The 26,062-nt window shown below is 41.0% G+C and carries 26 protein-coding genes; 5 read left to right on the top strand and 21 right to left on the bottom strand.

Features of this window, described 5'->3' with window-relative positions; translation table 11 throughout:
- The first annotated feature begins 18 nt into the window (after positions 1 to 18).
- Positions 19 to 1,497, top strand: coding sequence for an FAD-binding domain-containing protein (locus tag H0266_RS08120; protein WP_181471911.1), 1,479 nt, complete (start codon positions 19 to 21; stop codon positions 1,495 to 1,497).
- Positions 1,498 to 1,709: 212 nt separating this feature from the next.
- Here the strand turns inward: H0266_RS08120 and H0266_RS08115 are convergent, their stop codons facing one another.
- The 15 genes from H0266_RS08115 to H0266_RS08045 all read right to left on the bottom strand — a co-directional run bounded on the left by H0266_RS08115 (position 1,710) and on the right by H0266_RS08045 (position 14,548).
- Positions 1,710 to 2,138 carry a GNAT family N-acetyltransferase gene (locus H0266_RS08115; RefSeq protein WP_181471910.1) on the bottom strand — a complete coding sequence of 143 codons (429 nt, stop codon included), beginning with the start codon at positions 2,136 to 2,138 and terminating at the stop codon, positions 1,710 to 1,712.
- Positions 2,139 to 2,307: 169 nt separating this feature from the next.
- Positions 2,308 to 2,691, bottom strand: a complete 384-nt coding sequence (locus H0266_RS08110) for a hypothetical protein (protein ID WP_181471909.1) — start codon at positions 2,689 to 2,691, stop codon at positions 2,308 to 2,310.
- A 247-nt stretch (positions 2,692 to 2,938) separates the two neighbouring features.
- Positions 2,939 to 3,589: a DUF3108 domain-containing protein gene (locus H0266_RS08105; protein WP_181471908.1), complete on the bottom strand. Its 651-nt coding sequence runs from the start codon at positions 3,587 to 3,589 to the stop codon at positions 2,939 to 2,941.
- 157 nt (positions 3,590 to 3,746) lie between these two features.
- Positions 3,747 to 4,298 carry an NUDIX hydrolase gene (locus H0266_RS08100; protein ID WP_246363823.1) on the bottom strand — a complete coding sequence of 184 codons (552 nt, stop codon included), beginning with the start codon at positions 4,296 to 4,298 and terminating at the stop codon, positions 3,747 to 3,749.
- Between the two features lie 126 nt (positions 4,299 to 4,424).
- Positions 4,425 to 4,580, bottom strand: coding sequence for a hypothetical protein (locus H0266_RS08095; protein WP_181472872.1), 156 nt, complete (start codon positions 4,578 to 4,580; stop codon positions 4,425 to 4,427).
- A gap of 251 nt (positions 4,581 to 4,831) precedes the next feature.
- On the bottom strand, positions 4,832 to 5,734 hold the full coding sequence (locus H0266_RS08090) for a zf-HC2 domain-containing protein (protein WP_181471907.1): 903 nt from the start codon (positions 5,732 to 5,734) through the stop codon (positions 4,832 to 4,834).
- Positions 5,731 to 6,216 (bottom strand): sigma-70 family RNA polymerase sigma factor, encoded by a 486-nt coding sequence (locus H0266_RS08085; protein ID WP_181471906.1) that lies wholly within the window; start codon positions 6,214 to 6,216, stop codon positions 5,731 to 5,733. Before H0266_RS08085 ends, H0266_RS08090 begins: the two co-directional genes overlap by 4 nt.
- A gap of 238 nt (positions 6,217 to 6,454) precedes the next feature.
- The gene (locus H0266_RS08080; RefSeq protein WP_181471905.1) at positions 6,455 to 6,595 is read right to left on the bottom strand and encodes a hypothetical protein; all 141 of its coding nucleotides are present in this window, start codon (positions 6,593 to 6,595) and stop codon (positions 6,455 to 6,457) included.
- Positions 6,596 to 7,298: 703 nt separating this feature from the next.
- On the bottom strand, positions 7,299 to 7,511 hold the full coding sequence (locus H0266_RS08075) for a hypothetical protein (protein WP_246363819.1): 213 nt from the start codon (positions 7,509 to 7,511) through the stop codon (positions 7,299 to 7,301).
- A gap of 248 nt (positions 7,512 to 7,759) precedes the next feature.
- Positions 7,760 to 8,170, bottom strand: a complete 411-nt coding sequence (locus H0266_RS08070; protein ID WP_181471904.1) for a hypothetical protein — start codon at positions 8,168 to 8,170, stop codon at positions 7,760 to 7,762.
- A gap of 256 nt (positions 8,171 to 8,426) precedes the next feature.
- On the bottom strand, positions 8,427 to 8,978 hold the full coding sequence (locus H0266_RS08065) for a uridine kinase family protein (RefSeq protein WP_343063280.1): 552 nt from the start codon (positions 8,976 to 8,978) through the stop codon (positions 8,427 to 8,429).
- 241 nt (positions 8,979 to 9,219) lie between these two features.
- The gene (locus tag H0266_RS08060) at positions 9,220 to 12,453 is read right to left on the bottom strand and encodes an ABC transporter permease (RefSeq protein ID WP_181471902.1); all 3,234 of its coding nucleotides are present in this window, start codon (positions 12,451 to 12,453) and stop codon (positions 9,220 to 9,222) included.
- The gene (locus H0266_RS08055; RefSeq protein ID WP_181471901.1) at positions 12,450 to 13,139 is read right to left on the bottom strand and encodes an ABC transporter ATP-binding protein; all 690 of its coding nucleotides are present in this window, start codon (positions 13,137 to 13,139) and stop codon (positions 12,450 to 12,452) included. The genes H0266_RS08060 and H0266_RS08055 overlap by 4 nt, the downstream gene beginning before the upstream one ends.
- A gap of 419 nt (positions 13,140 to 13,558) precedes the next feature.
- Complete coding sequence (locus tag H0266_RS08050; RefSeq protein ID WP_181471900.1) at positions 13,559 to 13,933, bottom strand: DUF2513 domain-containing protein; 375 nt, start codon at positions 13,931 to 13,933, stop codon at positions 13,559 to 13,561.
- A 27-nt stretch (positions 13,934 to 13,960) separates the two neighbouring features.
- Positions 13,961 to 14,548, bottom strand: coding sequence for a hypothetical protein (locus H0266_RS08045; RefSeq protein WP_181471899.1), 588 nt, complete (start codon positions 14,546 to 14,548; stop codon positions 13,961 to 13,963).
- 259 nt (positions 14,549 to 14,807) lie between these two features.
- Here H0266_RS08045 and H0266_RS08040 point away from each other — a divergent pair, with 259 nt between their 5' ends.
- Entirely contained in the window at positions 14,808 to 15,392 is a 585-nt protein-coding gene (locus tag H0266_RS08040; RefSeq protein WP_181471898.1) for a hypothetical protein, read from the top strand.
- A gap of 168 nt (positions 15,393 to 15,560) precedes the next feature.
- On the opposite strand, the gene H0266_RS08035 is transcribed toward H0266_RS08040, so the two are convergent.
- The 3 genes from H0266_RS08035 to H0266_RS08025 all read right to left on the bottom strand — a co-directional run bounded on the left by H0266_RS08035 (position 15,561) and on the right by H0266_RS08025 (position 17,957).
- Positions 15,561 to 15,818, bottom strand: a complete 258-nt coding sequence (locus H0266_RS08035) for a hypothetical protein (RefSeq protein ID WP_181471897.1) — start codon at positions 15,816 to 15,818, stop codon at positions 15,561 to 15,563.
- 111 nt (positions 15,819 to 15,929) lie between these two features.
- The gene (locus tag H0266_RS08030) at positions 15,930 to 16,646 is read right to left on the bottom strand and encodes a DnaD domain-containing protein (RefSeq protein WP_181471896.1); all 717 of its coding nucleotides are present in this window, start codon (positions 16,644 to 16,646) and stop codon (positions 15,930 to 15,932) included.
- 114 nt (positions 16,647 to 16,760) lie between these two features.
- Positions 16,761 to 17,957: a class I SAM-dependent rRNA methyltransferase gene (locus H0266_RS08025; RefSeq protein WP_181471895.1), complete on the bottom strand. Its 1,197-nt coding sequence runs from the start codon at positions 17,955 to 17,957 to the stop codon at positions 16,761 to 16,763.
- A 149-nt stretch (positions 17,958 to 18,106) separates the two neighbouring features.
- On the opposite strand from H0266_RS08025, the gene H0266_RS08020 reads away from it, so the two are divergent.
- Positions 18,107 to 19,519 (top strand): glycoside hydrolase family 18 protein, encoded by a 1,413-nt coding sequence (locus tag H0266_RS08020; RefSeq protein ID WP_181471894.1) that lies wholly within the window; start codon positions 18,107 to 18,109, stop codon positions 19,517 to 19,519.
- Between the two features lie 247 nt (positions 19,520 to 19,766).
- Positions 19,767 to 20,768, top strand: a complete 1,002-nt coding sequence (locus H0266_RS08015) for a tRNA dihydrouridine synthase (protein WP_181471893.1) — start codon at positions 19,767 to 19,769, stop codon at positions 20,766 to 20,768.
- Between the two features lie 112 nt (positions 20,769 to 20,880).
- Here H0266_RS08015 and H0266_RS08010 read toward each other — a convergent pair whose 3' ends face one another.
- Both H0266_RS08010 and H0266_RS08005 read right to left on the bottom strand, forming a co-directional pair.
- The gene (locus tag H0266_RS08010; protein WP_181471892.1) at positions 20,881 to 21,621 is read right to left on the bottom strand and encodes an HIRAN domain-containing protein; all 741 of its coding nucleotides are present in this window, start codon (positions 21,619 to 21,621) and stop codon (positions 20,881 to 20,883) included.
- Between the two features lie 11 nt (positions 21,622 to 21,632).
- Positions 21,633 to 22,592 carry a HipA domain-containing protein gene (locus tag H0266_RS08005; RefSeq protein ID WP_181471891.1) on the bottom strand — a complete coding sequence of 320 codons (960 nt, stop codon included), beginning with the start codon at positions 22,590 to 22,592 and terminating at the stop codon, positions 21,633 to 21,635.
- Positions 22,593 to 22,747: 155 nt separating this feature from the next.
- Here H0266_RS08005 and H0266_RS08000 point away from each other — a divergent pair, with 155 nt between their 5' ends.
- Positions 22,748 to 23,152 carry a (deoxy)nucleoside triphosphate pyrophosphohydrolase gene (locus tag H0266_RS08000; RefSeq protein ID WP_181471890.1) on the top strand — a complete coding sequence of 135 codons (405 nt, stop codon included), beginning with the start codon at positions 22,748 to 22,750 and terminating at the stop codon, positions 23,150 to 23,152.
- On the opposite strand, the gene H0266_RS07995 is transcribed toward H0266_RS08000, so the two are convergent.
- The gene (locus H0266_RS07995) at positions 23,149 to 25,971 is read right to left on the bottom strand and encodes a DEAD/DEAH box helicase (RefSeq protein WP_181471889.1); all 2,823 of its coding nucleotides are present in this window, start codon (positions 25,969 to 25,971) and stop codon (positions 23,149 to 23,151) included. The two genes, H0266_RS08000 and H0266_RS07995, sit on opposite strands and share 4 nt — an antisense overlap.
- Between the last annotated feature and the right edge of the window lie 91 nt (positions 25,972 to 26,062).

Below are 26,062 nucleotides of genomic sequence, written 5' to 3'. Positions count from 1 at the left end.
AAAAGCGGAGGGATGGATGTGTTGCAAGTTGTGTGGTTCAGGCGGGATATTCGTTTACATGATCATCAGCCACTTGTGGAAGCGCTTCAATATGGTGAACCAATTTTGCCGGTCTATATAGCTGATCCTTCTCTATGGAAAAATAGCGAGCGATCGGTTCGTCATCTACAATTCATCATGGAAGGGCTTACGGAACTTCAGGAATCTTTTCATCATCGAAGTGGTACCGTTTATGTCTCGATTCAGGAAGTGGAGGATGTATTAGCGACGATTTATGAGGCGTTCGGGGAGTTTACGATTCACGCGCATGAAGAAAGTGAGACGCCTTTAATGAAGGAGCAAAACATGCGTGTGCACATGTGGATGGAGAGGCAAGGCCTTCAGATGAAGGAGTATCAGCAAGACGGAGTGGTGAAGGGGCTCGACCATCGAGGAACATGGAGAAAAGAGTGGAATGTCTATATGGATAGCCCCTTATGGAAGACACCAACGTATATTCCAACGGTAGATGAGGAGGAAGTGCCCTCTATTCTATCTTCCTCCATTGAAAAAATGAACAGGCTTTCGGTTGGGGGAATAGGTATAAAATATGGGCAACAGGGTGGTGAGAGCCTGGCGCTTGAGTCACTTGAAACGTTTTTGTCCGAGCGATCGATAAGCTATAAGGATGACTTGTCAGATTCCGATTCGTCATCCACATCAGGTAGTAGACTATCCCCTTATCTTGCTTGGGGAAATGTTACGATGCGGTATGTTGTTCAACGAACCAATGAAAAGATTTCTTCCATAGAGGACGAGAATCACGTTAAGCAACTGAAGGCATTTTTGTTACGTCTTTTCTGGCATAGTCAATATAAGCAGTGGTTGGAGGATGATTCGTCGATTGCTCTTGAATCCATAAACACTGCGTTGGATCATGTGCGAGAAGATAATGAGGAAAGGTTTCATAAATGGTGTAAGGGTGAAACGGGAATTCCCATGATAGATGCAGCGATGCGGTTGCTTCTTAAGACAGGCTGGATCAATCATCAATTAAGAGCGATGCTCATCTCGTTTGCTTGCCACACACTCGGCTTGGATTGGCGCAGGCCTGGTGATTATCTTGCTGGATTATTTTTGGATTACGTACCAGGTATCCATTATAGTCAAATACAATTATCAGCTGGAACCACTGATGCTAAGTCAGTAAAAGTTCTGAATCCAATTAAACTGGGGAAAGACCTTGACCCCGAAGGCGCATTTGTACGAAGCCACATTCCAGCGCTCAAACATGTTCCAAACAAGTATATTCACCAACCTTGGAAGTATCATGGATTTGTTCACATCGATTATAGTGAGCCAGTAGTGGATGTGAAAGAGGCGAATCGGTTTGCGAAAGAAGTAATTTCGAGTGTTAAAGGGAAAGGTTCAACGAACGTACAAAGAAAGAGGACAAAGAAGAAACAGCGTTCAACTAGTGAAAACCAGCAATTGTCGCTTAACCTATTTGATTCGTAAGGAAGGCTTTTTTAATGGTGCCTGACCCCCATTGTGATAAAGTATCACCGCACCGGGGGTCAGGCACGTTTTTTTAAAAAAAGGCAACGAACTGGATGTAATTGAATTAGAGAGCGAATCTTTGTTAAGCAATCGCCCCCGATAGCGGAAGACTTAATTTCGAGATAAATGAAGCATATTTTCACTAACCCATAAGTTAGTGAAGAATGAAGTTAAGGTAATATTTTGTAAAAGCCCGTTGCTTTACCCTCAAAACCTCTGTTGGTATAAAATTCATGAGCGTTATTACGATCACTACGATTTCCACTGTTTAACACCAGTTTATTTAGCCCTTGCTCCATTGCCCATTCCTCTGCTTTTTGTATAAGCTTATCGCCAATGCCATTCTTTCTATATTTAGAATCCACCACAAAAGCTACAATTCTGATGTAATTTTCATTTTTTTCATAATGAAAACCTAACATCATCCCAATCATTCCAACAACCTTACCATCCTTTTCGGCTACTTGAGTATTGTATGATGGATTGGAACTAATTTTTTCAAAGCGTTGTTCCATTTCGCTCGTTGTTGTTGGATAGCCTAATTCTCCCATCAAGTTTGCTAATTCACCTATATCCTTCTCTCGTGCCGTTCTAATCAAGATATCCCCTCCTACATATCATTAAAATTCTCTAGCAACTCTTGCTAAACTATTCTTCTCCGTTACTAAAAAGCGATTATCTATATTGAACAATTGCCCCCATTACTTTAAGATATGATTTCGAGATCCTGAGGTTGATACTAAACTATTGTCCTCTTTAGATTAATAATCACCCTACTTCTAAAGCGAAAGCATAGAAGGCATCTCCGTGAAATAAGTCCTCTTTCTCTTTATCTTCCCACCAAATTCCGTAAGAATAATAATAGGTCCCTTTTTGTGAAGGTGCGGAAAAACTTTTTTCAATTATTGAGACTTCCTCTTCATCACTTTCACTGATTTGGACTAAAGTGAATTTATTTGGTTTAGGTTTATAGTCGATATTAAAAGACACTTTCTCCACGGGATTTACACGAATAGGTTCTTTTCCTTTTAAGAGTTTACGCGGACCTCCCGTGTCTGCACACGTACCATTCCAGCAATATGTACCACGGATAGTCTCATACGTTTTATTCTCGATTTCTATCTTTACTTCCGGAGGCTTTTCACCAGGCAATCGATTTTTATGATTGCGAACAACTCATTAGACTTAAGCTAATAAGAACCATTAATGCCAATAGATATTTTTTGATACACGCCCCTCCCATACAATATAATTTTTCGAATGGAGAATGCTAATTTTTCCACGATATTACTAAAATAGGGGCTGTTCTTACTAAACAATCGCCCCCTATAACGATAAACTTGAATTTGAGATAATTAAAGCATATTCTCAACGATATCACCATTAGCACAACACCACACTATTCCCTTTCAAAAATCATCTTTGTATCGGGAGATAAAATATTTTCTTGTTTTAACAGTTCTTTGTCATTTATGCTAATCCAATAAAATTGTATATTGCCTTCAAAGTTTACTTCTACTTTCCATGATTCAACGAAATCCACTCCGCACTTTTTTACAAACTCTTTTGACACAACTCTTATAACAACATTTATTACGTGCTCTTTACCAGGATGAAAAGCGAAATGGTTAGTAATATATCCTTGATGGAAGGGTAATAATCGAATAACCATCTCAACAGAATGATTCTCAAATAGTGGGTTTTCTTTTTTTATATCATTTTCTGAATCACCTTGCGTAAGTCGAATGAACGACTCAAAATACTCCACTTTTTTGAAAGATCCTTTTGTAGAAATTTTATGTTTGTATGGTTTAAATGTATCTTTTGAAATTATTGATATTGCTTCTATATCACCTAACAAATCAGATTTCAAAGTTTGAATCCTTTTTATCATTTTTTTGGATTCATACACTTCTTCAGTAATTTGTTCAGAAGTAAAGCCAACTTGTTTACTTATGTTACTTTCTTGGATTATTACTACCTTCCTATCCATTGTATCCTTTAAAGAAGACCACGGAACAGAAGGATCTCCTGGTAAAATAAACGACATTTCGCTCCCCCTTTAGGTAAGTTACTTGTTCGCATTGCTACTCAGCTCAATAAGGAAAACATTATTAAAGATTTGCCCCCATTAGTTGAAGGCTTGAACTCGAGATACCTTCCGCCTTCTCTAAAACAATCTTATTATTGAAAGTGCCTGCCCCCCACTACGTTAACACTTTAGCGAAGTGGGGAGTCAGGCACTTACATTTCACTACCAAAGTGTTTATTTCGTTTAGTACGAAGGTTTCACGTTTCAGCCAACTGTTCTGTTCCCCCTGTTTGATCAGGCGTTCATTTTGTCTAATCGCTTCTTCGAGCGAAACCCATTCAGGCATAAATGCAAGCTCCGTCTCATATGGATCCAATTGTTGAGCAACGGCTTCTTGGTTCGTGAGCTCGCACAGATAATAATGCGAAGTCATTTGAAAAACTTTCCCCTTTTCATATTCATCCAACTTCCGCTCAACTATGATTCCTATCTTTTCTTTCACCGAACCATGTATATAGCCTGTTTCTTCTTTTATCTCCCGTAAAAGCGCTTCGGAGTGACTTTCCTTTTCCTCTATTCCGCCCCCTGGGAATTTATAGTCCCTTTTACTCGATTGTACTAGTAAAATCTTTTCTTTGGATAGGATGACAGCCCGGACTGCTTCTCTGTGAATCATTCCATCGTGATGATCGTCTATTTGGGATTGATATATCTTATTAAACTTCAACGTTTCACCTCTTCCTCCTATAACTGCGCGCTAGTGAAAAAGCGATTGTCTCTATTGGACAATCGCCCCCTTTAATAGAAGACTTGATATCAAGATAATTAACCATAACTTATACATTGGTCCTTATCACAACACGATATTTTTTAGATATAAAACACCATAGATTAAAGCACCCACAACTAAAATAAATAAGCCAACCAATAAAAACCCATATGTAAATCCTCTAACCATTGAATATAAATCTAAAAACATATTTTTTATAGCATTAAATACAAATTGCACCCCAAAGCCTCCAAGCAGGTATTAATATTAAATATTCACATTAGTAAATACGGTTTATCCCAATCAAAAGTTTCACTCAACTATTTTTAAGAATAAATAAGCTGACTACCAATAAAGCGGTATTCAGCTTTTGCCCCCAATTGTAGAAGACTCGAAATCGAGGTATTCTTCTAGGTATCAAGTAATATGGAAGAAATCAAGAAAAGAACCGCTGATTGTCGAGTCTTTTATAAACCAGTGAAAGCAACCTATTATAAAGTGCTTTTCGGCTTCTTATTGGATAATTTTTTTAATATGTTCCTTCCAGCCAACAACGCAAAATATAAAGGAATGGTGACTAGTACTATTAGATAAACGTCTCGTCCAGCAAGGTAAGTAGCAGGGTGAAGACCTTTTATAAGGAAGTGAGCGAACACGTAGGAGATTGGCAATAGAATTATATTTTCTAGTCCATTCCTTATTTTTTCATTCTTCCGGAATAGGAACCATCCAATTCCACAAAGAAGTGAGCCCCCTATAGCAAACAACAAATAATAACTTAAAACAAGCCGAGGTAACGTCATAGAACCCTCCGTTATGGAATCTCCATAAATTAAAGTATTTTCACTTCCATCGGTATTGTAATAGTAGATGGAAGCGACCGTTTTCCCATTTGGGTTTAAGACCGTATTTTCTAGGTTGTTTCTGCTTATTTTCTGATGCCAAATCGTTTCCCAGGTCGTGATATTGTAGACATAACCTGAATCGTCCTGTGCTTGATATTCGGTTACATCAAATCCAGCGACTTCTTCACTAAAATTCAAAAGTACAGTTCCGTCATCTTTCTCAATAATTGAAACCGCATCTTCATTATAAGGTAGGTATGCTGGCGTTGTCAGATAAGCGATTGTCACCACTGCAAAAACCAGGGTGACCATGACTGAAAATAGAATCGTCTGCAGCTTTTTCCTTCGCAATGTATTTTGTATATTTTTTAAGGGTGCTATGTCGGTATCGACTGGTGGTTCTTCAAAAGTCCGCATTTCTTCAAGGTGTTTTTTGCAGTTTTCACAAGAATCTATATGGTCTTCGACTAGATCTCTCGTATCTTGACTTACCATATCCTCGGCATATAACGGCAGTATATCCTTGATTACATTACAGCTAATTTTCATCGATAATCCCCCATTCGCGCTTTAACCTTTTCTCTAGCGCGGTGATAAGTAACACAAGCCCAGTTGTCACTCTTTCCAAACAATTTGCCGATTTGCTTAAATGACAGTTCTCCAAATAAACGGAGCGTAAATACCTTATTGTATGGCTCTTTTAAATTCTGGATCATTTCATGTACCTTCACAGACGCTTCTGAAGTGGCGATTTCTTGTTCTACATTATCTCCACTAGCTGGTTCTGGAACCGACTCAAGATCTACAAAGCTTTTTTTCTTACGCAAATAAGAATAGTAACTGTTCTTGGCAATTTGGCATAACCAGACACGGATATCACTATTTCCTTTGAAACTATCCAGCGAGGTTAAGGCCTTCATAAAAGTTTCCGACGTAATATCTTCAGCTATATGCTGATCGCCAGATAGACTATATACATATAAAAATACATCCTTAAAGTATGTATGATAAATATCATCCAGCTGTGTCACCCTCTCACCTCCTTACATATAAGAAGCAATAAATTCAAATTCCTTACAAAAAAATTGAACAAAGTACGAGAGGTCCTTTTTTTCATTAAAAAAGACGGGGACGGTTCTTATGTTCCACAACTGAAACAAAAGAACCCTCCCCGTCTGTGCAAGACTTGATTCCAAGATACTTTCAACGATCAAGTATTAAAGAATAGTGCATGCTCAAATCAAATTTAGTTCACTTCTTCTTATTATATCATTGTGAATCCAGAATTTTTTCTTTCTCTTTTTCTATTGCACCAAGTCTATACTTATCACTGGTGAATATTCCGACAATTAATGTAGTTAGTCCAGCTAAGAATATAGAGATTCCAATAACAGCACCGATGCGCTCCACCACCAATTCCTCCCCCGAGTCCCAAAAAAGACATCACTAGTATAAGAGGCGAAATTAATATTAAGGTGAGGCCGGCAATCATTCTGTTTTTTCTATAACCTGGAATAAGTGCTAAGGTAACAAAGCTTCCCCCTGCTCCTACGCCAATTATTATTAGTAAAACAACAAGTAAGTCCACCGTAGTTATGCCTCCCTTTAAAAGGTTGCGGGTTTTTCCATTATCATTTTTAGAAAAGATTTTATCCTACTTATTTAACAAAAGCGTTTTGATAAGAGTTGATTTATAGTCTACTTCGTTGTTTTGTCACGATATACAATGATCGTGATTATATTCAGTAGGAGTGTAACGATAAGAAGAACTGAACTGGCATCCACCCAAGCCTCTTCTATAAGATTAGACAATGACCCGATCTTAACCAGATTAAAAGCATAGACTATCTGAATATATAACGATATAGCACAAGCACTGATACTCATAATGGAAAGAGTGCTCCAATTTTTTCGTTTATTGTTTTTATATCGTATAAGATTAACAATAGGAAGTGTCCATGCAATAAGACCAAAAACGAGACTACCAACATTAAGCCAAAACCAATCAATCATTATGTACCGCCCTTTGAGTTTATTATTTGCATTTTAGTTCATCAATCAGTAAAAGGAAGACTCATCTTTGAGATATCCCACCTCTGGCTATCCTCAATGTTTATACATCTGAACGTTCCTCCTTGAAGAAGTTTGATATTATCAACATCAATATCCCTATTACTATCAGTGGGATGGATGCAGATGCTAACAAATCCGGCGTACCTTCAATTCCTATGATCTCACTAAATGCAAATCCTGCAGCAAATATCCATAAACCTAAATAGGCTAGCCATTTTCCTGTTGTGGTTTTCCTCTTTGAAAACATCTGCATTCCCCTCTTTCAGCTATTAGAGTTTTACTTTATTTCCTTAAAGTGATTGGATTAATTGATCAATAACAAGTAAATATATCATATCAAATCCACAGTTTAATGGAAATAATAACCACATCAATCGTGTCTATCTTAATTACCTCTAAATCAAGTCTTTCAGAACCCTGCACCTATATTTAGTTAAAGAAAAAGCGATTATTCTTATTGAATAATCGCCCCCTTTACTCAAATTAGAAAAAAGCTGTTTTTCATTTTAAAATCTCACGTAATGACTCTCTTGAATTGTTGTTTTTAATTTCATATATGCCATCCCTTGTTTCACTTTCTAATAAGTCGTAGTCTTTACCAAAATTTTTCCAAATTCTTACGGTTTCAGATGTTTCACCATTATATAATAGAGTAAGTTTTATATCGTCGTGATACGCCTTATTGTACTCAAAATTTTGGTGAGTCGCTTTATTGAAAAGCTTCGTTAGCTGGCTAAGAGTTTCATCATCTTCAATTACCTTTAATTCACCATACTTATCTTTAGTTTGATTATACTTTTGATATTCTATCTTGGTGATATTTGAGAAATCATTAGAATCATTAGAAAAGATAAAGAGGCTGATTGCTACAATAACAATTATCAAAAGTATAACTCCTACAACCTTTTTCAAAAATATCCCCCCTTATAACTCTTGGATTTATTACCCTGCTTGTTTGAATTAGATGTTTGAGTTTTTATTTCAATTAAATTGTTCCTTATTCAATAATCCTGCTCCGTCAGTTAAATAGGTTTAACCAACGATATTACTTGTGCTTATGTAATAAAGGGCTAATGCTCAATTGAACAATCGCCCCCGTTAACGGAAAACTCAGATTCGAGACAATTCTTAAAGTTCCTTAATTATTGAACCATTAAGTGGTGGTTATTCACTTTGTACCATTAACAATGAGGTCTGCTCTTTCATGTGGTTTTTGTTCTTCCATATAAATGTCTTCTGAAATCATCCAATTATTTTCCCACATATCACGGGCATCTTCCCCGTCTCTTTCAAGACCTCGTGATAGCCTTGTTTCTCTTGGACAATCAACCCATATTGTAATGTCATATTCATTTGCTAGTTCATTGCGAATGGAATAAACACCTTCTATTATCACGATTCCTCCTACAGGAACAGTATGCCACTTCGCTAATTGGTCAGTGTCCCAATCATAACTTTGATAGTATCCTTCTTGATTTCGGCTAATTGGTTCGAGAACTTGATTTAAGACACGTTTCCAATCGAAGTCTGCACCAATAGGTTTTTGCTTTGGATCTGCTTCCATAAGTTGTGATGAAGGTAAATAAAAATCATCCATATGTACAACCGTTACATTAGAGAATTCTTCTTTAAACTCATTTGCAAAAGTACTTTTACCAGAGCCTCCACAACCATCTATTCCAATCAATAAGGTTGATTGTTTTCTTGGAATTGAATTAATTGAGCTAACAAATTCTTCGAAATTTTGAAATTCACCTTTTTTAGTTTTGACTCCCACTCTTATTACCACCTTTATGTATTAGTTCTTCATACACTGCATTAATGCATTTTATTAAAGTAAAGCCCCCGTTTGTTTAAGACTCAGTTTCGAGATAATAGTGTTCTTAAAGAATCTACACTTGAAACTTTTACTTCTTTAAATCTATACAAATCAACTTTAATGGTCCTTGTTTTTCATATGTCTAGCTTTCAAATTCAATAATGATTTCCCCAGGTGTCCAACTTCCATTCATTTTGAAGGCTAGCTTCTCACTACTCTCAGATACTTCAAAAGTCGATTCAGTAACTACCTTGCCCTGACCTTTAATTTCAAACCCATTCCATGTGGAATCCGTCGTAACTTCTTCGAATTCTATAGGTTTGTATGACTCCCCATCACTACTCATCAATTGGAATGTTTGCGGTTTATACACAACACTCCCCTCTCCAGCTTTCTTGTGATAGGAAGTTCGAATGGTGATTAATTTCTCATTTGTTTTGAGATTTGAAGGAGGATCTACTCGTTCTACAGTGACTTCTTTATCCTCTGCGTCAAATACTTCATCTCCAAGTATTAATGTCTTATATGCATTCTCTTTCTCCTGCATGATGGAATCCCGAGTTTGATCGGGTTCATAATCCTCAACTTTGATTTCCTCCTCAGTGGGGGCAGAAACCTCAAGCTCCCCTTCCGTTCCTTCGATGTCATTCGTAGATGTACTAGTGGAATCAACCTGTTCATTCGAATTCGAATTTGCGGGGATGGCAAACAGCATAATGGCAACCACCCCGGCAGCCAAAGCAGCGCCTCCCGTACTGAATACATATCGGAACGCCTTTTCTGTTTTGGCCGTGTTAGATACTCCTCCCCGAAAACCTTCACTCGGGGTCAATTGTACGGCCTTCATAGCAGGTAACATAGCTCCCACAATCCCCGTAACAATTGGGATCAAAAGGGTAGACGAGAAAAATAATAGAGAATCAAATGGAAATTGATTATAACTGATGGTTATGGCTACAAGGGATAGTGAAAGGCCAAGCAGTCCAGCAATCAATCCAGAAATAGCACCTTCCCAAAGGACAAGCATCCTTACCGTATGATTCCTCCATCCTAATGCTTTCAAGACAGAGAATTCTGCTTGCCGTTCCGATACATTCTGCCACATTATTTCTGCTGTGGTCAGAATAGCGATCAGTAATGCAACACCCATGGCTATATAATGCATGACACCGACTTCCATGGCGACAAACTCACCAAGCCAGGTGGTGTACATGGTTCCACGTAATTGAACGGTGATAAACAAAAAATATATTAACATAGCTGTCGGAAGAGCAATCGAGACAACGGATAACAACGCTCTCTTCCATTGGGTCATGAATTGATTGGCTGCCATCCCAAAGCTAGTGAAGGCTTGGAAGCTATGTCTTTTCTTTGTCGTCACTTCCCCTGTCTTCATCGTTTCGTATGGCGAAATCCTTTGCACTAAAATACTCGGAACCAACGAACCTAATAGGTAGACTGACAGTCCGAATATGGCGATGAACAGTAGCCTCCATATAGATGTCTCTACATCATTTGTGACATAAATGATCCCAAGTATCAGCCAACTGACTAAGGATACAAAGATTCCGAGGATAAGCGCTTCTATAAATATCAGTAAGCTCAATTGCTTCGGTCGCCAGCCTACCGCAAGTAATACGGCAAACTCTTTTTTACGTGCATACATCATCATGATGTTAGAAGCGAACACATAAACTATAGCTACGACAATTACGCTAGCTATAACTCCGGACAATCCCATTTTCGACTCCTTAAAAATGGAAATCGAAGAACCGAGCTTAATCCAAGGTTGTTCGACCCATCCAAGGCTTTCTTGCTCGCCAGACGCTGGGATATGGGTGATCGCCGGCTGTGGGGATGACCCCAAAGTAATATCGGTGATCAAACCGGTTTCTTCTTCAATGTCTTTTGCTATTTGTTCAAGAACCTGTCCACTAGATTCAGACATTTCATCGACTCCGCGCACTTTTACCCGGATAGCTGATATCGGTTCCTCTCCGAGAACCTGAGAAGCAGCTTCAATAGTGGTTAACAACAGCGGAGGCTTCGTCAGGAAACCATAAGGATTATTCAGTGGCTTCATTTCTTTTGGAGGATTAATAGGGTTTTCTTCATTATCCATTACCCATTTTGCACTTGAAGGAAAATACGTTTCCATCGGTAGCTCATTCAGTGGATCCTTAGACAGGTCCAATTGAGAAGGGTCAAACACCCCGTGAAAATCTAGTTCTAAACGTGGCCAGCCTTCACTAGTTTCGGAAAACATCGTTATAGGCCGGTACGCATGTTTTTGCGCTAAAGGGCTATCCTCTGGTACGGAATAGGGTTCTACTTGATAGGCGAAAGGCCATCGCTCTCCGAATGGACTGTTGACTTCTTGATAGTTTACGGGTGAGGGCTGAAAGGCCATCCAGTTGAAGGAGTCAAGAGATGCCCCGGCGTCCTCATTGGTTCCTTTGATTAACTCAATCGTTTTTTGGTGGGATTCTTCTGAGGTGAAATTAAAGTGATCGACTTGTTTCGCTTCAAGGTCATCAAGGTATTGGACTCCTCCCCTCTCCTTGACTTCGTTCATAACATCTTCTTGTTCATCCTGCTTAAAAGATTGCTCGAGCTTTTCAATGGTATAGGTGGATGTTCCTTCTACAAATGACTGGTTACTCAAAAGAACAGGTATATTAATATTTTGGATACCAGTCCCGACCTCTATGGTTGAGACCGATGCTTCGTTATCTAAAAAGCTTCCGGATTGTTCGGTTTCATCAGAAATGGCATCATTCAACCCTGTTAATTGGGCTTCTGCTTCTGGGTCTATTCCTGCAATCAGGATATTATTGCTATTGATCAGCTTTCCATTAAATCCGGTTACGCCATATTCACGCTGGGTACCTTGCGGTGCCTGCCAATCTCCAACAGTGAAATAAAGTGTATTGTCGTCCTCATAGGTGCTGACCCCGTTAGTCGTCGAATTGCTCATACGTAGACGATATATACCAGGTTCATCATAATTCACTTCCGCCAGCGTTGTACCATAATCTACGTAACCCATCATGGAGATCGGGGCTGCTGTTTCTATCTTTTCCATGGAACGGATGGTTTCATATTGTTCAAGAGATATTCCTCCATTAAGTCCACTAAGATAGTTAGGCTCTAGTAACTGTTTATCTTCTGTTACGCTTCTACTTCCAGGAGGACGTACGACAATATCATAAGAAGACTTCCAACGTTTTTGCAGTTCATCAACGATTGTACCTTGACTAGCTTGAGTCGTACCAACTAGATAACTTAACCCGATACTTACAATCAACGCACCAATCAATAGCAAAATAAACCGTTCCTTATTCCGCCACCACGAATTCCAAATGAATCGTATCATTGCCCTCCCTCCGTATCACGAATGACGTGGCCATCCTTCATTTCAATCATACGTCCAGCTCGAACAGCTAGCTCGGGTTCATGCGTCACGAAGATGACCCCGCATCCTTTCTCCTTATTAAGTTTATGAAGCAGATCAAAAATCATCTCGCCTGTTTCGGTGTCCAGATTTCCAGTAGGTTCGTCCGCTAGCAGCCAATGTGGTTCATGGATTAAAGCTCTGGCTACAGCAACCCGTTGTTGCTGTCCCCCTGAAAGTTGAGAAGGGAGAGAGTGAAGCTTTGTAGCTAGACCTACTTCTTCAAGCAATTGTTCTGCTCTCTTTCTTTTGTCATAAGAAACTTTCCTAGATAATAGAGGCGCCATAACATTTTCCAGAGCTGTTAGAGTAGGCAAAAGATGATATTGTTGAAAGACAAATCCAATGTGCTCAAACCTGAAATCTGCCAATTCCTTAAGGTTAAGTTTTCTCAAGTCTGCCTCCCCATAATGTACTGCCCCTCCACTTGGGTTATCCAATGTTCCAATCAGGCTTAAAAAAGTAGATTTCCCAGATCCAGAAGAACCGACTATAGAGACAAACTCTCCTTTTGAAAACTCCAAGTTGACTTTATTAAGAGCCGTAGTATTTACGCCGTCTCCTTTAAACTCCTTATGTAGTTGAGTACACTTAATAGTATGTGACATTTTTACCTTCCTTTAGCATTTTTATATCTTCTTCCTTATTTTAACATGTGGAAGTATTAAATTTCATAATTTTCAATTATTAAACAAAAAGTACACTTATTAATCGTATCTATTTGAAAATTCATTTACTTGGGGTTCTACTTCTCTTTGACAATACTGTCCTCATTTAAATTGTATGCTCATAATTTTTCACTCTTAGTGGCCTCTCTCTATTGATGTATAAATAGCTTTCATACACCTGTTCAAAAGTAGAGACCGTTAGGAAGATGTGGATTTACAACGATAAAAAAAGTTAGGTATAAAAAAATCGGTTCCTTTAAAACTGTTAGGAACCGGTTTTTTTATTTAATTTATTAAACTAAAGGCCCCAATTCCTTAAGACTCAAAACTAATTGTCCATTTTATAACCGACTCTTTAATTACAATCCAAATAATTGCTTTGCAGAAGCAATAACCAATGATTTAGCAACTTCAATAGGTAGATCGCTTAACTTTGATCCTTGTTTTTCAGCTTCTTTTTCTGCCATCTCGACAGCTTTTTCATTTCTTAAGGCATCTAACAAGTCATGTCCTTCCCATGTAATAGATTTAATTAAGTTTATTTGACCTCCTCCCATTACACCCTTTATTTCACCATCTACGAAACCTGCATCTGTAAGAATCCTTAGGTGATAATTAAGCTTATCAGTTGAATAGCTATCATTTTCATCAAATTGCAACTGGATAGGTCCACTTCTCTGTGTTTCTTCGATTTCTACCAATACATACTTAATAACATCGATTTCTCTCTTCAAATCTCAACAACTCCTTTAAGATTTAAATTATTCTTTGCCTTGCAGCTTTAAATGCCTTTGATAAGCTTCTTCATCATTTATCATATTGAAATATTGTGTTTCATGCTCATAGAAAAGTTTTTGCCGGTCTAAATCCGCTTCTTTAGAGATAGGTTTTTGAGATACAATCATAGCATTTACAAGGTCAGTTAATGGTTCACCAATTGCACGTTTGTAATTAAATCCAAGCAGTTGGAGCATATTAAAAGTTTCTTTCGAAAGTAATGGTTTAAATATATCAAGATTTTTCCTGTTTTCTTCTGCTTCTTCTTCGTCATCTGTATTAGTGATTAGGTTTTCAAATAGAGGTAGAATGTTGGAGGTGATATAGTCAACATCTTCTTCTGAAATTTTTTGCGCTACCATTTGTTCATCATAAACTTGTGCAATTTGAATTAGTTGGTTCTTTTCCGCTAATAATTCTTGAATTATCTCTTCTAAAACATTTATTTTTTCCTTATCACTTTTTGCCTCTTTAGAAATCCTTAATTTATCTCTAATTGCTACTGTACTTTGTTGAGTTATGTATTTACCTAATTGAGCACTGGCTTTTATCAGTTCTGGATTGTCTAACATAATACTTCCCCCTTTTAATACCACATTCGACAAAAGGGTAAATTTTCCTTTATTATCTCGAAACTGAGTCTTCAACTAACCTGCCCTATACTTGAAGACTCAGCGTCGAGATAAACATACTCTGAAGAGAATAAAGTTCAAGGATTAAATCGAAGTAAATAATCTAAGGTACTTTCATATGAGTAAAAGCGACTCCGAAATATTTCACAAAACTTTTCCATTTTCTGTTCGTCTTAATAATGGGAAAGGAGGATTTGTCATGAAAAAGAAATACAGAAACCTCACGATCTACACATGCACGATAGGTTTACTCATGAGCGTATTTTCCGTAGCATCTGACCATTTGCCTTATGTAGGTGAGGAAGTCTCTTTTGTTCAATCTATTATTATGTACCTCGCTGTACTAATAAACTCACTATCATTCTGGTTTATCTATTCCATGATTGTAGGTTATAAGTTTGCAGAAAATCTCAAAGAAGCGGCGTTATTCGCATGTCTCTCAGTTATTTGTTCTATAACATTTTACCTCGTTATTGGGAGCTTCTATGAGGACCATGCATTTACGTCTTCTCTGCTAGAAAAGTTGAAAAACTTTGGCAGTTGGTACGCACCATCCATAGTTGGTGGAATCGCAGGAGGAACCACTGGTTATTTGACGAAACGAAACAGATATACACTATCCCTATTGGGCGCCGTATTGCTGTTTCAATTACTGATCAATGGCAGCACAAGTTGGGGAAACGCCGTTGGGTTAGCGACTAACCTGACATTCTGCGCAGTGCTATTGATTACGACTGCCTATCTAGTCTACATAAGTGTGCCAAGAAATAGATTTCAAAATTAATACCATGAGGTGTCAGCTCAACCATCAGCCTGGAGTCTCAGCATATCAAACACACTCGCGCCCTGATCCACACGTTCACCCTAATCCTTACGTGCCTTAGTGATGGTCCCTGCCCCCCACTGCTTTATTACTGTAAAAGATTTTTTTGGGGGGCAGGCATCATCACTTCTATTCCTTTTTCTTCAACGTAAATTTCATTCCGGCTTCTCCTGAAAAATCCACAAATAGTTTGGTCGCCCCTCCAGAATCAAGTGCTCCTGTCACATGTAATTCAATCGTATCAAGCTCAAACCCGTTAAAAGAATTGACCAATTCCGTCAGTTCATCTGGTAGAAATTCTAAATACTTTCCGCTTGAGGTATCTGCTATCGACGCACCTTTATTTTGATCAGGCAGCATAAACGTTACCTTTTTCTCTTCAGCCATCTGTTCACCTCCGATTTTCGGACATTATACCATTATCTACCACTAAAAATAGCGTAGTGTTCACATTTGAAGTGATAATTAATCGTTGTCAGAAGGATCGGTACTGAGTGATCAACCGTCAGCCTGCCGTCTCAGCTTATCAAACACACTCGTGCCCTTCTCCAAACGTTCGACCTGACCACTACGTGCCTCATCCAGCGAGCGAACATCATTCGTCTGCCAATCTTTGAGGATCGCTTCCGCATAGCTGAAGAAGGGCCTGTTGTTCAAAATAGCGCGCTTCAAAGCTTCGACTACAAGCTCATCAGACAAATCACCTGCCCACTTGGTGACTTGTTTGGCTATAAACGGAGTCAGGGGTCCGATATTGGTTTCATAAAAATCATGAGCGCGAACATCTACGTCGTTGTTTCTTTTCGTTTCGTTTTCTTTTGTTTCGTTTTGTTTAATTAATGTGCCACGGTTGCCGCTTTCTTTGCCGTTCGTACTGCCGTTCCAATTGCCGCTCGCCTTGTCCTCCTGCTTGTCGCTCTCACTCCCCGTTTCTTCATACAACGGGACAATCTGATAGATCGGCGCTTGGTTGCCTTTGCGAGATTGGAACGTGAGGCAGCCCTTCTCCACTAATTCTTTACGCGCTTTACGTACACCCGCTTCGCTCAAACCGGTTTTCACACACAAAACGGTCATCGCAGCTGAGAATTCTTTCTTCCAACGGGATTTGTTGTTCACGTGCATGAGGCCGTGCCACAGTGTGATCGCGGAGGCAGATAAGGGATTGAATTCTTGCTGGTCATAGAAGGCGTTGATCGCTTTAATATAGTTCATCGGGATTCCTCTTTTCTGAATAAAATAGAAAAAACACTTCTCTCGTATCTATAATCGAAAGAAGTGTCCCGTTTGGTGTCACGTATTTTTATTTTTTTCAAAAAAGTTTTCGTACTAGTTCAATACCTTGATGAACACGACTTTCAAATAGTTGAATTCAGGGAAGTTGTGCGGCACGGTGAAATCCTCCGGCAGCTGATGCTCTTCCACGATCTTGTAGCGCTTGTTCTCCTCTTTAAAGGCTTTATCAATAAACGTCTTGAACTTCTTCATGTTGAAGCTCGCCGTATTGGTCGAAGCGACAATCACGCCGCCATCGCTCGTAATCTTCAGCGTATCTTTCACGAGCTTCGTATAATCCTTGGACGTACTGAAGGTCTTCTTCTTCGTACGGGCAAAACTCGGCGGATCGAGGACGACGACATCGAACTTCAGCGCGTGACGTTCCGCGTACCGGAAATAATCGAAGACGTTCATCACCTTGATGTCCTGTGATTCATAATCAATGCCGTTCACCGCAAATTGTTCGATCGTTTTCGGTAAACTGCGCTTGGCTAGATCCACGCTCGTCGTTTCTGTTGCCCCACCAAGAGCGGCCGCCACCGAAAACGCTCCCGTGTAAGAGAAGGTGTTCAACACCGTTTTGCCTTCTGAATAACGGTCGCGCAACGCTTTTCTGACGTTACGTTGATCGAGGAAAATCCCCGTCATGGCCCCGTCATTCAGATCGACCGCATAGTTCATCCCATTTTCCGAAACGATCAATGGGAACTCACCTTTCTCACCAGACACATAATCATCCTGGTCTACATACTGCCCGTTCTTATCAAAGCGCAGCTTCTCATACACGCCGCGCGGATCCGCGATGTCATCCAAGGCTTGATAGATCTCATCACGGAACGAATAAATCCCTTCACTGTACCAGTTCACGACGTAAAAACCAGCGAAGTATTCAATCGTCAAACCACCGATGCCATCACCAGCGCCGTTGAACACGCGAAATGCCGTCGTATCCTCTACCGCATACAACTTCGTGCGCTTCTCGACGGCTTCACGAATTCGTTTCGCGAAAAATATCTTGTCGATCTTCTCTTTCGCTTTACGACTCAACACCCAGCCGATGCCTTTGTTCTGGATGCCGTAATAGCCTGTTGCAATGTAGTTACTATTGCTGTCGACTAAGTTTACGAGGCTACCTTCTTCCACCTTCTGTTCGGCGTTTTCGATGGCGTCTTTTGAAATGAGCGGATAGCCGTTTTGTATATCTTTTACGGATTTTGGTTTTACTTTCAGGTTTACTGTATGTCTCATATTGTCATCCTTGCTATGGTTTGATCTGTTTGTTCTATTGTAACATCTCCGTTCACCAATCTCAGGTGCCACTCGAGTAGAACTAAAATAGGACAGGCCATCCATACATATCTTTTACATATAACGTTACGAGTACAAGGAGTGAGCCTATGAGAATTCATGTGGTTAAGCAAGGAGAATCTCTATGGAAAATCGCCCGATTCTATGGTTCTGATATCAACCAGATCATCCTCGTGAATCAGCTTACCAACCCGAATGTCGTGGCCATCGGGCAAGCCCTGGTCATTCCTGAACCGAATAAGGAGTACGTCATTCAGCAAGGCGATACGCTATGGTCGATTGCTCAAAGATACGGTGTTACGACAGGCGCGCTTGCTGAGATGAACAATATCGCGGACCCTTCCCTTCTGTACATTGGTGAGATGCTGCTCCTACCTTATTTCACTTATACCGTGCAGTCAGGGGACAGCCTTTGGAGCATCGCCAATCAGAATGGTGTGACCGTCAATCAAATCGTGCAAGCGAACAACATCTCGGATGCTTCGCGCATCTATGTCGGGACACCCCTCCGGATTCCCGCCGCTTCACGCCCTGTAAAAGAGATCAATACTTACACGACCCAAACGACTCCTCAAGGGGCACAGGAAGTGATGGCTCTTGGAGAAAATTTCACCTACCTCTCGCCTTTTACGTATGCCATCAAATCCGACGGAACGTTGACCGATATGCAGGATCGAGGTTTACTCGATGCCGCCGAAGCCCAGAACATCGCCCCCTTACTTGTCGTGACGAACTTCCAGAATAATAGCTTCGATTCTGATTTGGCGGCAACGCTCTTCCGGAACCCGGGGTTGCAGGACACACTGATTACCAACCTCCTCGAAATCATCCAAGCGAAAGGATACAAGGGCGTGAACTTCGATTTTGAGTATGTGTATCCTGAGGACCGTGAGAATTATAATGATTTTCTTAGAAAAGTAGTAAATCGATTCAAACCAGAAGGCCTGCTTGTATCGACAGCCCTTGCTCCGAAAATTACCGCCGATCAGCAGGGGTTACTGTATGAAGCCCACGATTACGAGGCGCACGGGGACATCGTCGACTTTGTTGTGATCATGACCTATGAATGGGGATGGGCAGGAGGGGAACCTTGGGCGATTGCTCCGATCAACAAGGTCCGGGAAGTGCTCGACTATGCCGTCACCGTCATTCCTCGCGATAAAATTTTGATGGGGATTCCGTTGTATGGACGCGACTGGAAGATTCCGTGGGTCGATGGGACGATCGCGCGTACCGTCAGTCCACAGGAAGCCGTCGCCTTAGCGACAAGGTATGGCGTACCGATTCAGTGGAATGAGGAATACCAGTCTCCTTATTTCCGATATACCGATGAAAGTGGTCAGCAGCACGAGGTGTGGTTTGAAGATGCCCGGAGTGTCCAGGCGAAGTACGATACGATCGTGCAGTATGGGTTGAGAGGGGGGAGTTACTGGGTGCTCGGTAGTCCTTTTCCGCAAAATTGGCCTGTGCTGCAAACAAACATCAAAGTTCGGAAGTTATAGAAAAAGGTCCTGCCTTCACTGCACAATACTTTAGTGGTGGGGGCAGGACCTTTTTCGATATTTCCTAACATAACCATGTTTAAGTTCGAACCCCCCCTCCCCCTTGCACTTTTCGTCTTATACCATTAAAATATAAGGGTTGAAATCCAGCCAAATTGGCTATGGATAAAGAAAACCGTAACTTGTCACTTTTTACTTTTTAACTTTGGGAACATCGCTTCCCGTAAGGAAAGGGTTCAGATATAGTATGACACAAAATTTTTGGCACGAATTGCCGAAGCCGTTTTTTGTTCTGGCACCGATGGAAGCTGTAACAGACGTCGTGTTCCGGCATGTTGTCAGTGAAGCAGCGAGACCTGACGTGTTCTTTACGGAGTTTACGAATACGGAAAGCTACTGCCATCCGCGAGGAAAAGATAGCGTACGTGGACGTCTGACGTTCACAGAAGACGAACAGCCGATGGTCGCGCATATTTGGGGAGACAAACCCGAATACTTCCGCGAAATGAGTATCGGCTTAGCCGACATGGGCTTCCGCGGCGTCGACATCAACATGGGTTGCCCTGTGCAGAACGTGGCCGCGAAAGGAAAAGGCTGCGGACTGATCCGTCGTCCGGATGTGGCTGCTGAAATCGTTCAGGCCGCGAAAGCCGGTGGACTGCCTGTCAGCGTGAAGACTCGTCTTGGCTATACGGAAGTGGACGAATGGCACGACTGGTTGAAGCATCTCCTCGAGCAGGATATTGCCAACCTATCGATCCACCTTCGTACGAAAAAAGAAATGAGTAACTTCGACGCGCACTGGGAGCTGATTCCGGAGATCAAGAAGCTTCGCGATGAAGTCGCTCCGCACACCCTTTTGACCATCAATGGAGATATCCCTGACCGTCAAAAAGGACTGGAGCTCGTCGAGAAGTACGGCGTCGACGGCGTCATGATCGGACGAGGCGTCTTCCACAACCCGTTCTGTTTCGAAGAAGAGAAGAAAGAGCATACGAGTGAAGAACTGCTTGATCTTCTTCGTCTGCAGCTCGATCTTCACGATAAGTATCACGAAGAACTGGAGCCTCGTATCTTCAAACCGCTCCGCCGCTTCTTCAAGATCTACGTACGCGGATTCCGTGGAGCAAGTGAGCTGAGAAATCAGCTGATGAGCACGAATTCTACGGATGAAGTGCGTGCGCTCTTGGATGAGTTTACGGAGCAGGATGGTGTGAAGGAACAGGAAGGTTTTTCTGTTCTGAAGTAAGCTTGAAGTGAATATGAAAAAGAGAGAAGAGCCCTTTGGCTTTTCTCTCTTTTTTATGGGCTGAACCCAGCCCGCCTAGAATAATTGTAGTGCACAATATAAAAAGATGAACTCAGGATTTAATATGAACAACATGATCTAACTCAGGATTATCAATGTCTTCCATCGGAATTTTACCCTGTACAAAGATAGTTGGTCTTCCATCATACGAATCGATGGAATCAATGGCCCCTGACATAGAATAGCCTTTTGCTAATAAATTGAAAAACACTTTGTTAAATGGCTTTTGGATATACCCCACACGTACCGTTTCTCTTCCTGGTTGGATAACTTCAACTGCCTCATGATCTTCAGGATTATCCTCATCATGGCGTAAAATCACTTGATCTTGGACTTTCAAATTACCATTATTATTTTTCGTATGGGACCAACCTGCAATTTCACCAAAGTAGCTCAAAGTGCCACCCTCAACAAAGACCGGCTCTAAAAATGATAAGTTATCTGTAGCCGTTCTTCCTTTGGTGATCTTTAAATATTCCCATGTCACACTGTCACTATTTTGGAGCTCGTTCTCTTCAATAAATTTCTTGAAGATATTACGACTTCGATTGGGTAATCTCCTCTCGAAAATAGGGAACAGCTTATCACTGCAATATTCTTTGTTTAAATCTTTTAACCCTACAAATGGCATAAATCCTTCTTCTTTTGCTTGCATCACAACTTCTTGGTTGTAATTGAATTTATATTTCAACCCATTATTAGTACGATCCTTGGACAGTAGTCCTACAAAATAATTCTTTTTGGATGTAGGTCCTTTCCAAGATACTAATAACTTTTCATTATTCTTGGGCATATTCAACCCCCCTACATTAGTAAGTAATCTCTTCTTGTTTGTAAGATTCTTGTTACTAATTCTTTTTTCTTTTCGGACATTACTGCCGGTGGAACTTTGTAAATGATATCTTCTAATACCTCATCAGTAAGAGTAGCAACGTTAGGCAAATATTTATTTATTTCATCTGGAAATAAAGCTTTTACTTTATTATAGAATTCTATAATATTTAACTTCTTTTTAGCCCATGTACCTTCCCAACGTATAAGAGTAGAAGATTTCTTACCAAATATATACGAATCAAACATTCTATTATCACGTAACATTAGTTTTACCCGATGCTCTTTCATTTCCCGTGCTAATGATGAAGAATTATCATAAAATGGCGCAAACCTTTGTTCACCCGTTTCTTCATTTCTAATCACGCCGAAGTTATCCTGATGACGATCAGTATTTCCAATTAATGTGTCAAATAGAATCATCTGAAACAAATAATCTAAAATTCCATTTTTATAGAATAACCTATATAGTAAATCAAAGTTATATATCTCGTGTTGACCTTGTAATTCATCTCGATCATATGTTTCATCAAAGTCCATGATCATGTCCGCGCCTTCAACCAAACTGTCTTTCTTTTCATCTAAAAAAGACCAACATAGTGCTCCAAACACCGTATCACCAATATTAACGTCTTCTCTATTCAATCCATAATATTCTATAGCCTCATCATCAATTGAAAGAGCTCCTATGTCTACATTATGAGTAGGGAACCCTATATAATTACCGATTTCACTACATATCTTTTCAGACCATGCCTCTCCCGTAGATTCCTTTTCCCCAGGAGTAGAATCACTTGTCAGAGATACAGGAAGCTTAAATAGTGCTAATTGATCATAAGTACTTGAACGATACCACCGTTTTTCTTTAGAACCAGAGACGTTTATATTTTCATATCTCCAACTAGAGATGTCCACAACAGGATAATAATTCATAGAACCCCTCTTTGATTACAGAATATGTACTTATTCAATTATATCATCAGATCTATCCTTTGTAACAAAATGGAGATAGAGACTGAAGTGATAAGACAGACCTCCAAGCCGACATATGCTACCATGAATATATATCCTGAATCCGGAGGTTTGTCATGAAGAAAACAGTCAAAGTCGTCGCTGCCATCATCGAAAACGATCAGAATGAAATCCTGTGCGCTTTGCGATCACCCGAGATGTTGATCCCGAATCAATGGGAGTTTCCGGGTGGAAAAGTCGAAGAGGGCGAGGACCTTAAGACCGCGTTAGAACGCGAGATTAAAGAAGAACTGGCTTGTGACATCGAAGCACAAGAGGTGTTCAACGATCACACGCATGAATACGATACGTTCATTATTCGTCTCATTGCTATGAGAGCCGACCTCATCAAAGGACAGCCTGAGGCGAGTGAACATTCTAAACTCATCTGGCTTCCTCGTGAAAACTTGAATTCTTTAGACTGGGCGCCGGCGGATCTACCAGCTGTGGACCAGCTGCAAAAGGAAAAGGTGGAGCTCTAATCGAGCTCCACCTTTTCTGTCAGTTCAATATAGAGTGATTCTGGTACTTCATTCTCAAGCTCAAATTGAAATTCTATCGGCCGTTCGTTTTTATAAGAAATTGTGTTTCCTTTTCCGATATAAATGAACGGCTCAGTTATATTCTTTTCAATTTCCTCGTATTTCCTTACAAACAGATGTAAGTGAATTCTCCTACTCAAATGGTTAATGATGTTTTTTCCGTCTGCTGAAGATTGGGTTGTCTTATTTTGAGATTCCCATTGAAACTGTGTTCGACTGATAAATTTATTGTTATAGTGATTCTTTTCATCACTGTCTACTTCTTTATGAAGGTCGATGAACAAAAAGAATTCATTCCCATTCTTAAATAATCCGGAACCACGGTAAGCTGAATGGGATTTCCGATAATTTGCAACCAAGGCCACTTCTCGCATCTTGTATTGCTCATACAACTTGAAATAAGGTACCCCGTAATTTACAGCTCCGAACTCCCGCTCATACCGGAACAATCCGTATTCAATCACATCGTTCACATAATCCCGGTAGACAGGGTGGGCAATCAATTCTGACCATACCGACGTCTGCTTTAATACATGCCCGTCCCATTCGAAAAGCTGAGGGACTTCTCCTTTTTCCCTCGTGTCAAAATACGTCTGACTGAGGTATTCCATCGCATGGCGAACGCTATCGTCCGCCACTTCTTCCACCCACTTCCCAATCTCCGTCTTCGCCTGTTCTAGTGTCACCGCTTCATGCTGCAGTAAATAACGCATAATCGCAAAATCAAATGGGCGTTTAATCGGCAGCTGCTTCGATAGCCACCTCAGGGTCCGTTCAAATATTTCGTTTCCCAACAACTGCGTCAGCTGATGGTCTTTCTCGGCTTTTGCCAGGAAATTCAAGTAGGTTCGATCTTTTTTAATGAATTTCACAGGGTCGGGGGATCCGTCATATTTGTAATAGTCCATCAGCCAATAGGGAACTTTGCCTTGTCGGATCTTCTTGAACTCATGATACTGTTCTTTCAAATATTTAGCCGACATGAACTTTTCCTGGTCGATCTGTTCCAAAATCTGGTTGGCTGAAATTTTGTCCATTTGCACGTGGGTCGCGCCAGGTAAATGGGCAAAATCTGTCGTGATCGCGACCTTAAGACTTTCTTTATCGTAATAACGCTGCCCATTCAGGGCGATGGCTATCAAGAACGCTTTCGTATGGTTTCCGATAAAATCGAGCACCGTCAGAAACTGCTTCTCCTGATATTTTCGCAAACCCCGACCTAACTGCTGGATAAACACGATCGGAGATTCTGTCGGCCTGAGCATCAGCACCGTGTTCACGGAAGGGATGTCGACGCCTTCGTTGAAAATATCGACTGTGAAAAGGAATTGGAGGGGTTGTGCATCGTCCTCCAGTTCTTCGATCGCCTGCTGCCTCACCTCACCAGAATCGTCTCCAGATAAGAACCGGCTATGGTAGCCACGGTTGTTGAACTCTTCCGCCATGTAGCGGGCATGCTCCAAGTTGGCACAGAAGCCGAGGCCTTTGCGCTTCTCGCCGTCATGGCCGTAGAATTTCATTTTTTCGATAATAAAATCGACACGCTCGTTCACTTGCAGCCTTTTCGAGATTTCTTTTACATTATCAACCCCGACATCGCTGAGGTCGATCCCCTCAATATCCGTGATGCCGAAGTAGTGGAAAGGCACCACGATGTCATCCTCGAGTGCATCATGCAGCCGGACTTCAAGCGCGACATTCTGGTCGAACAGATCGAAAATCGAACGTCCATCTCCGCGCTCCGGTGTCGCCGTCATCCCGAGCGTGAAGGTCGGGTCGAAGTGATCGATCACCTTCTGGTACGAGTCAGCCGTCGCGTGGTGCGCCTCGTCATAAATAATGTAATCAAATTCTTGGGGGGAAAACTGCTCGTAATGGTTCGCAAGCGTACGGATATTCGCAAAGATATAATCCGCCTGAATGTCCTTCTGTGTCCCGGTCAAAAGCCCAAAGGACAGATTGAAGTCGTGCATCAGTTTCTCAAACGTCTCTTTCGCTTTCTGCAAAATCTCTTCACGATGGACGACGAACAATAGACGGTGCGGCCTGACACGACGAACGTCAAACGCGGACATGTACGTCTTTCCCGTTCCCGTCGCTGCAATGACGAGTGCCTTTCCCTCCCCCATCGAGCGCAGGCGCGCCAGGTTTTCCATCGCCCGCTTCTGCATCGAGTTCGGGGCAATGTACTCCGCTTTTTCATAGAGGACCTGATTGTGCTTTGTTACTTGCTTGAGGTTCTGGAAAAGCTCATTGTAATCGTGGAGGAACTGGTTGGTCACATCGTTGCTCCGCTCCCACAAGCCATTGAATTCCTTAATCACCTGCTTGATAAAGCTCGCATCCTGCTTCGAAATCACTTCCACATTCCATTCCACATTGCTCTTGAGCGCCGATTGCGTCACGTTCGACGACCCGATGATCACCTTGTAGCTATCTTTATACTCAAATATGTATGCCTTCGTGTGAAAGCCGACGGTCTGATCGGTGACAAACACCTTCAAATCGACGTTCCCGAACTCTCGAACCCTCTCAAGCGCCTTTGGATCCGTGAAATTCAAATAGGTCGAAGTCAATATCCTCCCCGGAACCCCGCGCTGATTCGCTTCCTCAAGCGCTTCAAGCAACAATTGAATGCCGCTGAAGTTCATGAAGGCCACGCTGAAATAGAATCGCTCGCACGTTTCGATGGAGGAAGTGAGTTCTTTTAGTAAATTGGTTGATTCAGAGTTTACGATTAACTTATTCTCTTGATCCATGAAACTCGTCCACCTGACTATATGTTTGCTGCCATCTTAACACGTTCGAGTGTGGGGATCTACATGGGGACGGTTCTCCTGTTTGTTCATT

This window comes from Halobacillus locisalis (assembly GCF_013694105.1).
Classification (GTDB): domain Bacteria; phylum Bacillota; class Bacilli; order Bacillales; family Halobacillaceae; genus Halobacillus; species Halobacillus locisalis.
Note: the sequence above shows the minus strand (reverse complement) of the source record. Positions and strands in the feature narration are given on the sequence as shown.